Consider the following 12,902-nt stretch of genomic DNA (forward strand, 5'->3'; position numbering starts at 1 on the left):
GACTGCCCAGGCGGTCGCCACTCAAGCGGAGAGCGTTATGAACAACAACAAGATCGCCAACCCCCGATTCCTGCCCCTTGCCTTGACTGCCGCCGTGGCCATGGCCGTCGCCCAGCAGGCTGCCGCCGAGATCGTCCTGTACGACAAGGACGACACCACCTTTTCCACCGATGGCTACGTCAACGCCTTCTACGTCAACAGCGACGTGGATCGTGACGGCGAGCGCTTCGACCGCCGCCAGTCGCGGGTGAAGATGGGCTTTCTGCCCAACTGGATCGGCTTCAACTTCGGCAAGCAGGTCGATGACCTCAAGCTGGGCGCGCGGGCCTCGTTCTGGGTGACCATCAACGACAGCGAAACCAATGGCACCGACACCGCCATCGACGTGCGCCAGTTCTACGGCACGGTGGCCAACCCCGAGTGGGGCGAGGTGCTGGTGGGCAAGGACTTCGGCCTGTTCTCGCGCTCCAATATCTTCCTCGACGAGCTGCTGGCCGGTTACGGCAACGTCTCCGACACCCTCGGCCTGGTGGATGGCACCGGTGTGTCCTTCGGCAATATCGGCACCGGCTATCCGTACCCGTTCCCCACCTCGCAGATCACCTACCGCAACAACAACCTGGCCGAAGGCCTGCGCGTGGCGGTGGGCATCATGGATCCGGTGGACACCAACGACGACAGCGCCACCGGCAAGGCCTATCAGGAGAACCCGCGCTTCGAGTCGGAGGTCAGCTATCAGTTCGAGCTGGGCGGCTCGACCATCTACACCTGGCTCAACGGCGCCTACCAGACCTCGGAGAACACCGACGACAGCGTCGACAGCGTCACCTCCAAGGGCCTCGGTTATGGCGTGCAGGCCAAGTTCGGCGGCCTCTCGCTGACCGGCTCGGGCTTCCAGGCCAAGGGCATCAACCCCTTCTTCACCAATAACCTGGGCGAGCCGACCCTGCGTGATATCGACAGCGACGGCTACCTGCTGCAGGGTTCCTACACTTGGGGCAAGAACCGCGTGGCGCTGTCCTACGGCAAGACCGAGGACGATGGCAACGGCCTGGGCGTGGCAGCCGACTACGAGACCCGTGGCATCGCCTACTTCCGCACCATCAACGACAACCTCAAGCTGGTGGCCGAGTACAACCAGTACCAGATCGACGCCGCCGCCGGCAGTGGCCGCAACGAGGACACCAATACCCTCGCGCTGGGTGCTGTCGTCAGCTGGTAAGGGCAGTGGCAGCGAGCCGGGCAGGGGGAAACCGCTGCCCGGCTTAGCAGGCTGTTGAAAACTAGCTGCGTTGCCATTGCTGCGTTAAAAACAGGCTCGTGCGCGAGTCCGATCAAAATGCTCATTTACAACTCGTAAACTGCGCTTTTTCGCCTGTTCTTGCCTTGCACTGGCTGCCTCGCCTACGTTTTTCAACAGCCTGCTAGGTTTGGGCTTCAATCGATAAACAGATCCGGCACCAGGCTGCCACCGGCGGGATCGAAGCGGTACTGCTCGAAGTCGCTGACGCCCTGTTCTCGCAGGATGTCCTCGTCGACCAGCAGGCGCCCGCTGAGGCTGCGGCCTTCGCTGCTGAGGATGGCATGGGCGGCATCGGCCATGATCGCTGGGGTGCGTGCCCGCTTGAAGGCGTCGCGGCTGCCCAGCTCGAACTCGATGGCAGCAGTGGCGATCATGGTCTTCGGCCACAGCGAATTGACGCTGATGCCGTACTTCTTGAACTCCTCGCTCATGCCCAGGGTGAGCATGCTCATGCCGTACTTGGTGACGGTGTAGGGGCCGTGCTGGGCGAACCACTTGGTGTCGAGGTTGAGCGGCGGCGAGAGGTTGAGGATATGCCCGCCCGCGCTTTTCTTGAGGTAGGGAAGTGCGGCCTGGCTGCAGACCATCACCGCGCGGGTGTTGATCTGGTACATCAGGTCGAAGCGCTTGGGCTCGAGTGTTTCCACCCCCACCAGCTTGATCGCTCCGGCGTTGTTGACCAGCGCATCGATGCCGCCGAAATGCTCGGCGGCCTGGGCCATGGCGGCGGCCACGGCCTGCTCGTCACGCACGTCCAGTTGCAGCGCCAGGGACTTGCCACCTGCGGCCTCCACCTCGGTGGCGACGCTGAAGATGGTGCCTGCCAGTTTCGGGTGCGGCTCGGCGCTCTTGGCTGCGATGACGATATTGGCGCCATCGGCGGCGGCCTTGAGCGCTATCTCGCGGCCAATGCCACGGCTGGCGCCAGTGATGAACAGGGTTTTGCCGGAAAGTGACATGGGCGTTCCTTTTGTCGTTGTAGAGAAACGTAGGGTGCGCCGTGCGCACCGCCGGTTTTTTGTTGCGCTAGGCGTTGGCTTCGATCTCCACCAGCAACTGGCGATTCCTCACCTGGTCGCCCTGGCTCACGCCAACGCGGCGGACGATGCCGTCGACCCCGGCCTTGAGTGGGTGTTCCATCTTCATCGCTTCCAGCACCAGCAGCAGTTGGCCCTTACTGACACTGGCGCCCTCGGCGACCAGTACCTCGACTATGGCGCCATCCATGGGGGCCTTCACCGCGCCGCTGCTGGCGGCGTTCTGCCCGCCGGCTGGCTCATGGGTCACGTCCAGCAGTTCCAGGTTGCCATGCTCACCGTACAACCATAGACGTTCGCCTTCGAGGTGGTAGGCCTGGCGGCGGCGCACGCCGTCCAGCTCCAGGGTCAGCCAGCGGCCATCGTTGCCCAGCAGGCGCAAGGACACGTGCTCCTCGCCCCGGCGCACGCACAGTTGCGCTTGCGCGCCGCTGGTGAGCACGTCCAGCTCCACCGCGTGCTTGTGTTCGCCCTGCTTGAGGACGAAACGCCAGGGCGCACTGCCGGCGCTGCGCCAGCCGGACAGGCCGGGCTGGTGCGCGCGGGTGTTGGCCAAGGTCTGATAGAGCACGGCAGCGGCCATGGCCAGCTCGGCCAGGCTGGCGCTGTGCGGGTGCAGGCTGGGGTCATCGGCGAAATGCTCGGCGATAAAGGCGGTGGTGGCGTTGCCGGCGGCGAACTCCGGGTTCTTGAGCAGATTGGCGAGAAAGCGCTGGTTGCCGTTCACGCCGAGCAGCACGCATTGCTCGACGGCGCGTACCAGCTTGCGCCGGGCTTCGTCGCGGGTTTCGCCGTAGGCGATGACCTTGGCCAGCATCGGGTCGTAGAAGGGGGTGACGGCCTGGCCCTCGACCAGGCCGTGGTCGATGCGCACGCCGGCCAGCAGTTCGGGCTCCCAGCGCAGCACCTGGCCGGTTTGCGGCAGGAAGCCGGCGGCCGAGTCCTCGGCGTACAGGCGCACTTCCATGGCATGGCCAGTGAGGCGAATATCGTCCTGCTGCAGTGGCAGGGGCTGGCCTTCGGCTACGCGAATCTGCCAGGCCACCAGATCCTGACCGGTGATCAGCTCGGTGACCGGGTGTTCGACCTGCAGGCGGGTGTTCATTTCCAGGAAGAAGAATTCGCCGCTGGCGTCGAGCAGAAATTCCACGGTGCCGGCGCCAACGTAGCTCACCGAGGCTGCAGCCTTGACCGCCGCCTCGCCCATGGCGCGGCGCAGCTCGGGTGTCATCACCGGGCAGGGCGCTTCCTCGACCACCTTCTGGTGGCGGCGCTGCACCGAGCAGTCGCGCTCGCCGAGATAGACGATATTGCCGTGCTGGTCGCCGAAGACCTGAATCTCCACATGGCGCGGGCGGATCACCGCGCGTTCGAGAATCAGCTCGCCGGAACCGAAGGCATTCTGCGCCTCCGAGCGGGCGGTGCGGATCTGCCCCAGCAGTTCGGCGGATTCCTCCACCAGACGCATGCCGCGACCGCCACCACCGGCGCTGGCTTTGATCATCAACGGGTAGCCGATACGCTCGGCTTCGCTGGCCAGGGTGTCGTCATCCTGGGCGGCGCCTTCATAGCCGGGTATGCAGGGCACGCCGGCCTCCAGCATGGCGATCTTGGACAGGCGCTTGCTGCCCATCAGGTGGATGGCGTCTACGGTTGGGCCGATGAAGACGATGCCGGCTGCTTCACAGGCGCGGGCGAAGTCGGCGTTCTCGGAGAGGAAGCCATAGCCAGGGTGGATGGCGTCGGCGCCGGTCTTGCGTGCGGCCTCGATGATGGCCTCGATGCGCAGGTAGGACTGGTTGACCTGGGCCGGGCCAATGCACACCGCTTCGTCGGCGAGCTGTACGTGGCGGGCGTCGGCATCGGCCTCGGAGTACACCGCTACGGTGCGGTAGCCGAGCTCGACGGCGGTGCGCATCACCCGGCAGGCGATCTCGCCGCGGTTGGCGATCAGGATCTTGTTGAATGCGGGCATCTTCGTGCTCCTGTGGGGCGATCCCCGGATTGCATCCGGGCTACGGTCTATTTGTTCCCTCTCCCCTTGGGGAGAGGGTTAGGGAGAGGGGGCAACAACACCCTCTCCCCCAGCCCCTCTCCCGCAAGCGGGAGAGGGGAGCTACTACTGCGCCCACTTGGGCTTGCGCTTCTGCACGAAGGCCATGGTGCCCTCGACGCCCTCGGCACCGGTGACGGCGGCGGCGAACTGTTCGGCGGCGCGGTCGAGCAGCGGGCCGAGGGCTTCGCTTTCGCTGGCCAGCAGCAGGGCCTTGGTCTGGGCGTTGGCCTGGGGCGCACACTGGCGAATCTGCTCCAGGGTTTCGGCCAGACGCTGCTGCAGGGCGGCTTCATCAGGCTCGCAGTAGTGCACCAGGCCCAGACGCAGGGCCTCGGGGCCATCGAAGCGCGCGGCGGTCAGGGCCAGGCGACGCGCCTGGGTCAGGCCGATGCGCTGCACGACGAAGGGAGCGATCTGCGCCGGGAGGATGCCCAGGGTGGTTTCCGGCAGGCCGAATTTGGTGCCGCTGGCGGCGATGGCCACGTCGGACACGCAGGCCAGGCCGAAACCGCCGCCGAGCACGGCGCCTTCCAGCACCGCCACCAGTACCTGCGGCGTGGCCTGGGCCTCTTCCAGCAGCGCACCGAAGGCACGGTTCAGCTCGCGGTAGGCGTCGCCGCCTTTTGCGCGGGCGCCGGCCATGTCCTTGATGTCGCCACCGGCGCAGAAGTGGCCGCTAGCGCCGCGCAGGACGATTGCGCGCACGTCCGTGTCATGGCGCACGGCTTCCAGGGTGGCGCGCAGTTCGCCGACCATGGCCAGGCTCATGGCATTGCGGCTGTCCGGACGATTCAGGGTGACGTGCAGCACGCCAGCGTCGAGGTTCAGCAGCAGGGTTTCGCAGTGGTGCAGGTCGTTCATCGCATACCTCGATGTAGGGCGACAATGGCGTTTCAGGTGCGTAGGGTGGATCACGCTTTATCGATCCACCGTGGTGGTGGACGTGAAAAGCGACGTCCACCCTAGGCTCAGCCCTTCTTTATGGCCTGCCGTCCCTGGCGGCCACCCTTCGCGCCGTCGCTGCGCGACGTTAAAAATCGTTCCCGACTATTTTTTCTTCCCCGGCAGAATGCCCATCAGCTTGCAGATGATGCCGAGCATGATTTCGTCGGCACCGCCGCCGATGCTGACCAGGCGCACGTCGCGGTAGGCGCGCGACACCGGGTTGTCCCACATGAAACCCATGCCGCCCCAGTACTGCAGGCAGGCGTCGGACACCTCACGGCCCAGGCGCCCGGCCTTGAGCTTGGCCATGGACGCCAGCTTGGTCACGTCGCGGCCCTTCACGTATTGCTCGGTGGCCTGGTAGACCAGCGCGCGCAGGGCTTCGATCTCGGTTTGCAGCTCGGCCATGCGGAAGTGGATGACCTGGTTGTCGATCAGCGGTTGGCCGAAGGTGTGGCGCTGCTTGCAGTAGTCGATGGTGGTGTCGACGCAGTGTTCCAGTCCCTTGATCATGTTGGCCGCACCGAACAGGCGTTCTTCCTGGAACTGCAGCATCTGCATCATGAAGCCGGCGCCTTCGTGGCCGATGCGATAGCGCTGCGGCACGCGCACGTTGTCGAAGAACACCTGGGCGGTCTCCGAGCTGCGCATGCCGAGTTTGTCCAGGTGCGGACTGACGCTGATGCCCGGGGTCTTCATCGGCACCACGATCAGCGACTTGTTGACGTGCGGCTTGTCGTCCGAGGTGTTGGCCAGCAGGCAGATGAAGTCGGCCGACGGCGAGTTGGTGATCCACATCTTGCTGCCGTTGATCACGTAGTCATCGCCGTCCTTGCGTGCGGTGGTCTTCAGCCCCGCCACGTCGGAGCCAGCGCCGACCTCGGAGACGCCGATGCAGCCGACCATTTCGCCAGTGATGGCCGGGCGCAGGAACTCTTCGCGCAGCTCGTCGGAGCCGAAGCGGGCCAGGGCCGGGGTGCACATGTCGGTCTGCACGCCGATGGACATGGGGATGCCGCCGCAATGGATGGTGCCGAACTCTTCGGCGGCGACGATGGAGTAGCTGTAGTCCAGGCCCATACCGCCGAACTGCTCCGGCTTGGAGATGCCCAGCAGGCCCAGCTCACCGGCCTTCTTGAAGATGTCATGGATGGGGAAACGGCCTGCCTTTTCCCACTCGTCGACATGCGGATTGATTTCCTTGTCGACGAAGTTGCGCACGGTGCGGCGGAGTTCCTCGTGTTCCTGGGTGAAGATCATTGTTGTTCTCCGTAGGGTGCGCTGTGCGCACCGGATCTTGTATTGAGGTCAGAAACGCGCGACGCCGAAGCTGTTCTTCTTCAACGGTCTCAGATTGGCTTCGGCGCAGATATCCAGCAAGAAGCCCAGCAGCTTGCGCGTATCGCGCGGGTCGATCAGGCCGTCGTCCCACAGGCTGGCGGTGCCATAGAGGGCGGTGGACTGGCTGTCGAGCTTCTGCGCGGTCACGCTTTCCAGCATGTCGAGCATCTTCGGGTCAGCTTCCTTGCCTTCCTTGGCGTGCTTGTCCTCGGTGACGATGCGCAGCACCTTGCCGGCCTGGGCGCCGCCCATCACCGCCGTGCGGCTGTTGGGCCAGGCGAAGATAAAGCGCGGATCCAGCCCTCTCCCGCACATGGCGTAGTTGCCGGCGCCGTAGGAGCCACCGACGACTATGGTCAGCTTGGGCACCGTGGCGTTGGCCACGGCCTGGATCATCTTCGAGCCGTGTTTGATCACGCCGCTGCGCTCGGACTCGGTGCCGACCATGAAGCCGGTGGTGTTGTGGAAGAACAGGATCGGCGTGTTGCTCTGCTCGCACAGCTGGATGAACTGCGCCGCCTTGGCCGCACCCTGCGGGGTGATCGGGCCGTTGTTGCCGATAAAGCCGCAGGCCTGGCCTTCGATCTGCAGGTGGCCGCAAACGGTCTGGCTGTCGAACTCGTTCTTGAAGTCGAGAAACGCCGAGCCATCGGCGATACGGGCGATGATCTCGCGCACGTCGTAGGGCTTCTTGGCATCGGCCGGCACCAGGCCGAGCAATTCCTCGGCCGGGTACAGTGGCTCGCGCCAGGTGCGTTTCTCACGAGCGGGCAGTTGTTGGTTCCACGGCAGCATGGCGATGATCTCGCGCGCCAGGCGCACGCCGTCGGCATCGTTCTCGGCCAGGTACTCGGCGGTGCCGGCGACCTGAGCGTGCATCTCGGCGCCACCCAGTTGCTCGTCGGTGGCGATCTCGCCGGTGGCAGCCTTGAGCAGGGGCGGGCCGGCGAGGAACATCTTGGCCTTGCCGCGCACCACCACCACGTAGTCCGACAGGCCCGGCTGGTAGGCCCCGCCGGCGGTACTGGAGCCGTGCACCACGGTGATCTGCGGCAGGCCCATGGCGGACATGCGCGCCTGGTTGGCGAAGCCGCGCGCGCCTTCGACGAAGATGTCGGCGGCATAGTTGAGGTTGGCGCCACCGCTTTCGGCCAGGGTCACCACCGGCAGCTTGTTCTCGAAGGCGATCTGTTGCAGACGCAGGGATTTTTTCAGCCCAGTGGGGGAGATGGTGCCGCCCTTGATCGCGCTGTTGTTGGCGATCACCAGGCAGCGCACGCCGGCGATGTAGCCGATGCCGGCGATCAGCCCGCCGCCGGCCTGGCTGCCGTCCTTGTCGTCGTGCAGCTTGTAGCCGGCCAGCGAGGCCAGTTCGAGAAAGGGCGCACCGGCATCGAGCAGCAGGTTGAGGCGTTCGCGCGGCAGCAACTGGCCGCGCTTGTCGAACTTGGCCTTGGCCTCCTGCGCCTTGTCGAGCACCTTCTGCTCGACGTCGCGGAAGGCTGCGATGGCCGCCAGCATGGCTTCGCGGTTCTGCGCGAAGGCTTCGCCATGCACGTCGATTTCCGATTGGATCACGGGCATCGCCTTACTCCTGATCTTTCAGTACATCGGGCAGGTAGGCCCGGTGGAAACCGTTGTAGGACTCGCTGTTTTTCGCCTTGCCCAGCGTCCAGGCACGGGTGCCCTGGCTGGCGGCGCCATCGATGCGGACGGTGTTGCCGCTGATGAAGTTGGCGCCGGGGCTGAGCAGGAAGACGATGGCGGCGGCCACCTCGGATTCGCTGCCGATGCGCTGCAGCGGCACGTGGTCCTTGAGGTTGCGGATCATGTTCTTCATCGACTCGGGATAGGTGTCCATGCCGCTGGAGGCGATCCAGCCCGGCGCCACGGCGTTGACCCGCACGCCGGCGTGGCCCCACTCGTAGGCGGCGGTCTTGGTGAAGTTCTCCATGCCGGCCCGCGCCGCGCCCGAATGGCCCATGCCGGGCATGCCGCCCCACATGTCGGCGAGCATATTGACGATGCTGCCGCCGTGCTTGCTCAGGCTCTGCAGGAAGACTTCCTTGGCCACCAGGAAACCGCCCACCAGGTTGGTGCGCACCACGGTCTCGAAACCTTTCTGGTTGATGCCGATGAGCGGCGCGGGGAACTGGCCGCCGGCATTGTTCACCAGGTGATGGATGCGCCCGCGCGCCTCGATCACCGCGCCGACCATGGCTTTCACCGCTTCTTCGTCACGGATGTCGCAGACCTGGAAGCTGGCGCTGCCGCCATCCTCGATGATCTCGGCGCAGGTTTTTTCCAGCTTTTCCTGCTTGCGCCCGACCAGCACCACATGGGCGCCGAGATGGGCCAGCTCGTGGGCTACGCAGCGGCCAATACCGCTGCCACCGCCGGTGACCAGAATGGTCTGGTCAGCGAACAGGCCAGGTTTGAATACGGAGTCGTAGCTCATTGTTCTTGTTGTCCTGAGTGATTGCGGTGCGCGCGGCGTACCCTACGAGGCTGGCTGATGTTGGTGCGCACAGCGCACCCTACGGGGTGTAGGGTGCGCTGTGCGCACCATTCAAGGTTTCCGCCAGCGCGCTGGGCACCGGCACCGGGAATTCCAGCAACTGCTGGGCGAACGCCTTGCCCTGCGGGTCGATGCGCAGGCTGGCGACACCGCCACCACCCAGCGCGTTCTCCAGCAGGAAGTTGAGGCCGTGGCAACCCGGCAGGTACCAGCGGCTGACGCGGCCCTGCTCGGCGTCCAGGGTATGCGCCATCCAGTTGGCCACGGCCTCGGGCGTCAGCGCAGCGGCTATCCACGCCAGGTAGTCGGGCTCTCTCGCCATCACCCCTATGTTGCTGTGGTTGCCCTTGTCACCGGAGCGGGCCACGGCCAGGCGGATCAGCGGCACGGTGGCGTCGGCGTCTCCCATCGGCACAGGTAGCGCGGCTGGTTCGCGAAGCTGCGTCGGGTCGAAGGCATCGACCTGGGGCAGGGCGACCGGTTGTCGCTCGCCATCGATCTCGACGCTCAGGGCGCAGGCGCTCTTGTCCACCAGGAAGCTGAACAGGCGGATCACCGGGTAGACGGCGGGGCGGCCGCCGACGATGCCGGTCAGGCCTGGCGCCATGCCGGTGGCAGCCTGTGCGATCTCGCGGGAGAAGAGGATCAGCGCCTCCTTCTTGGCATGGCGTGCGGCGATCTTCACCACCACCTCGCGGCCATCGCGGCGCTGGCCCTGGGCGCCATAGGTGGCTTCGCTGCCCAGCAGCTCGACACTGACTTCTTGATAAGGGCCCCAGCCGCGTTCGGCGAACAGTTCTTCGGTCTTGTGAATGATCGCCTCACTGACCCGTTCGGCCTTGGCCACGGCATCGATGCCGGCCAGCAGAAAGCTGGCGGTGCAGCGGAAACCGTCCGGGTGGGTGGCACTGACCTTGTACTGATCGGTGGGCGGCAGGCCACGCGCGCCTTGCAGCTGTACGCGGTCGTCGCCGACCTGGCTCAGCTCGACCTGGGTGAAATCGCAGATCACATCCGGCAGCAGATAGGCGCGCGGGTCGCCGATCTCGTAGAGCATCTGCTCGCCAACGGTAAAAGGCGTGACCAAGCCACCGGAACCCTCCGGCTTGGTCACGACGAAGCGGCCGTCGTCTTCGACTTCGACGATGGGGAAACCGATGTGCTCGTAATCCGGCACGTCGCGCCAGTCGGTGAAGTTACCGCCGGTGCACTGCGCGCCGCATTCGATGATGTGCCCGGCCAGCGCGGCCTGGGCCAGCTTGTCGTAGTCGTTCCAGGCCCAGCCGAACTCGTGCACGAGGGCGGCGCTGACCACCGCGCTGTCGACCACGCGGCCTGTGATGACGATGTCGGCGCCCTGTTCCAGCGCGGCGACGATGCCCGGCGCGCCCAGGTAGGCGTTGACCGAGACGCAGAAGGGCGGCAGCGGCGCGCCGGTGAACATCTCACGGGTGCCAGCCTTGACCAGCTCGCCAAGCTTGGGTTGCAGGTTGTCACCGTGCAGCACGGCGATCTTCAGCTGTACGCCGGCCTGTTCGCAGGCGGCGCTCAGGGCTGCGGCGCAGGCCATCGGGTTGACCCCGCCGGCGTTGCTGATGACGCGGATCTTCTTTGCCGCCAGCTCACCCAGCAGCGGCGTGAGCACCTCGACGAAGTCGCGGGCATAGCCGTCGTCCGGCTTCTTCATGCGGGCGCCGGCCATGATCGACATGGTGATCTCGGCCAGGTAGTCGAATACCAGGTAATCCAGTTCGGCGCCGCGCACGAGCTGGGCGGCAGCGGTGGAGGTGTCGCCCCAGAAGGCGGAGGCGCAGCCGATGCGTACGGTTTTGCTCATTGGAATTGGCCCGTGACACATTGAGAAGGTGTGTCGACATTACCAAGCAAGCGCTTGGTTGAAAAGTGCTGGAAGAGGGCAGATCGGCCAAAAATGCGCCCAAGCGCTTGCTTGGTCGGTTGGTGACGCATACATTTCATCAATGCAGACAAGCAGTTGCCGGCAGCATGAAGAATTCATCAGAACAATCGCCGGCAGGTTCATCAGGGGAGAAGTCAGCGTGGACGAACACAGCGCCCAGGCCGTGATGCAGGAACTGGTCGACAGCGGCCAGGTGACCGATCCGGGCAGTGCCCGTGGCAAACTGTTGCAGATGGCCGCCCACCTGTTCCGCAGCAAGGGTTACGAGCGCACCACGGTGCGCGATCTGGCCAGTGCCATCGGCATTCAGTCCGGCAGCATCTTTCATCATTTCAAGAGCAAGGAAGAGATCCTGCGTGCGGTGATGGAGGAAACCATCGTCTATAACACCGCGTTGATGCGTGCCGAGCTGGCCGCGGCGCAGGGCACTCGCGAGCGCCTGCTGGCGCTGATCCGCTGCGAGCTGCAATCGATCATGGGCGGCACCGGCGAGGCCATGGCGGTATTGGTCTATGAATGGCGCTCGCTGTCGGAGGCCAGCCAGGCTCAGGTGCTGGCGCTGCGCGACACCTACGAGCAGCTTTGGCTGCAGGTGCTGGGAGAGGCGCGCGAGGCCGGCTACTTCAAGGGCGATCCCTTCATCCAGCGGCGCTTCCTCACCGGAGCGCTGAGCTGGACCACCACCTGGTTCCGTCCGCAGGGGCCGATGACTCTGGATCAGTTGGCCGAAGAGGCCCTGTCTCTGGTGTGCAAGGGCGGCTAGCCAGAGCGCCCTCAAAGATGCCTCGCCAAGGGGCTGAACTTCGTTCGACGCCTTGGCGCGCAGAAGCCTGATTGCGGAATTTGCACGTAGCAGGACTCAAGATATTCGTCCTCGGCCGATATACCCATCATCTTGGGGCGGACGTACGGTCGGATCACAGGTGCAAACGGAGGATGCGAGGCAAGGGAGTCTGCTGTGGCTGTACCTGTATCCGCTCGTGAGTAAGGGGGCGGGTTTGCGTGCGTTACTCGCGGTGGTGGTAGGCGCTTGTCTGGCGCTGCCTTCCTGGCTCGAAGCCAGCCAGGAAGTGCGCGTGGGCGGCTACGATTTCCCTCCCTACCTGTTCAGCCCCGAACGGTATGAGCCGCAAGGCCTCACGGTAGAGGTGCTGGAACTGCTCAATCGCCTGCAGGGGGACTACCACTTCGTGCTGGTGCCCACGGCGGCGGGCCGGCGCTATCGTGACCTGGCCGCCGGCCGCTTCGATCTGATGCTGTTCGAGTCCAGCCGCTGGGGCTGGCAGGATACGCCGCACATCACCCTGGAGCTGCCGGTGTGGGAGGCCGAGGTCTATGTGGCCTTGCGCGTTCCCGGGCGGGGCCAGGACTACTTCGCGGATTTGTCGGACAAGCGCATGGCGTTGCACCGAGGCTTCCATTACGGCTTCGCCGGGTTCAATGCCGATCCAGATATGCTGCGCAGCCATTTCGATGCGCAGATGACCTATTCCCATGACAGCAATCTGCGCATGCTGCTCTTGCGACGTGCCGATGTGGCCGTCGTCACACGTTCCTACCTGCAGCTCTTCGCCGAGCGCAACCCGGGCGACATGGAGCGCCTGTTGGTTGCCACGCATCCCGATCAGCGTTACCGACATCAGGTGCTGCTGCGCCCTGGCGGGCTGCCCGGCGAAGCACGCACGCGAGTACTGCTGGGGCAGTTGGTGGCCGAACCCGCCTTCGCGAAGCTCTTGCACCGCTATCACCTGCAACTCACCAACAAGGTCGATAAAGAATGATGA

The 12,902-nt window shown here is 65.1% G+C and carries 10 protein-coding genes; 3 read left to right on the forward strand and 7 right to left on the reverse strand.

Annotated features, from left to right (window positions below; translation table 11 throughout):
• The first annotated feature begins 37 nt into the window (after window positions 1-37).
• A complete protein-coding gene (locus ACSVIK_RS19415; RefSeq protein ID WP_442445857.1) occupies window positions 38-1,222 on the forward strand; it encodes a porin in 1,185 nt (394 codons plus the stop codon).
• A 215-nt stretch (window positions 1,223-1,437) separates the two neighbouring features.
• Here ACSVIK_RS19415 and ACSVIK_RS19420 read toward each other — a convergent pair whose 3' ends face one another.
• From ACSVIK_RS19420 to ACSVIK_RS19450, 7 genes are all read right to left on the reverse strand, one after another.
• Window positions 1,438-2,262, reverse strand: a complete 825-nt coding sequence (locus ACSVIK_RS19420) for an SDR family oxidoreductase (RefSeq protein WP_442445858.1) — start codon at window positions 2,260-2,262, stop codon at window positions 1,438-1,440.
• 67 nt (window positions 2,263-2,329) lie between these two features.
• Window positions 2,330-4,315: an acetyl/propionyl/methylcrotonyl-CoA carboxylase subunit alpha gene (locus tag ACSVIK_RS19425; RefSeq protein ID WP_442445859.1), complete on the reverse strand. Its 1,986-nt coding sequence runs from the start codon at window positions 4,313-4,315 to the stop codon at window positions 2,330-2,332.
• A gap of 144 nt (window positions 4,316-4,459) precedes the next feature.
• A complete protein-coding gene (gene atuE, locus ACSVIK_RS19430) occupies window positions 4,460-5,257 on the reverse strand; it encodes an isohexenylglutaconyl-CoA hydratase (protein ID WP_442445860.1) in 798 nt (265 codons plus the stop codon).
• Window positions 5,258-5,443: 186 nt separating this feature from the next.
• A complete protein-coding gene (atuD, locus tag ACSVIK_RS19435; RefSeq protein WP_442445861.1) occupies window positions 5,444-6,601 on the reverse strand; it encodes a citronellyl-CoA dehydrogenase in 1,158 nt (385 codons plus the stop codon).
• Between the two features lie 48 nt (window positions 6,602-6,649).
• The gene (atuC, locus tag ACSVIK_RS19440) at window positions 6,650-8,266 is read right to left on the reverse strand and encodes a geranyl-CoA carboxylase subunit beta (protein ID WP_442445862.1); all 1,617 of its coding nucleotides are present in this window, start codon (window positions 8,264-8,266) and stop codon (window positions 6,650-6,652) included.
• Between the two features lie 4 nt (window positions 8,267-8,270).
• Window positions 8,271-9,140, reverse strand: coding sequence for an SDR family oxidoreductase (locus ACSVIK_RS19445; protein ID WP_442445863.1), 870 nt, complete (start codon window positions 9,138-9,140; stop codon window positions 8,271-8,273).
• Window positions 9,141-9,219: 79 nt separating this feature from the next.
• A complete protein-coding gene (locus ACSVIK_RS19450) occupies window positions 9,220-11,037 on the reverse strand; it encodes an acyclic terpene utilization AtuA family protein (RefSeq protein WP_442445864.1) in 1,818 nt (605 codons plus the stop codon).
• Between the two features lie 220 nt (window positions 11,038-11,257).
• Between ACSVIK_RS19450 and ACSVIK_RS19455 the strand changes: the two genes are divergently transcribed.
• Window positions 11,258-11,881, forward strand: coding sequence for a TetR/AcrR family transcriptional regulator (locus tag ACSVIK_RS19455; protein ID WP_442445865.1), 624 nt, complete (start codon window positions 11,258-11,260; stop codon window positions 11,879-11,881).
• A gap of 235 nt (window positions 11,882-12,116) precedes the next feature.
• The gene (locus ACSVIK_RS19460; RefSeq protein ID WP_442445866.1) at window positions 12,117-12,899 is read left to right on the forward strand and encodes a substrate-binding periplasmic protein; all 783 of its coding nucleotides are present in this window, start codon (window positions 12,117-12,119) and stop codon (window positions 12,897-12,899) included.
• Window positions 12,900-12,902 lie beyond the last annotated feature (3 nt).

The organism is Pseudomonas sp. NCHU5216 (assembly GCF_052156495.1).
Lineage (GTDB): Bacteria > Pseudomonadota > Gammaproteobacteria > Pseudomonadales > Pseudomonadaceae > Aquipseudomonas.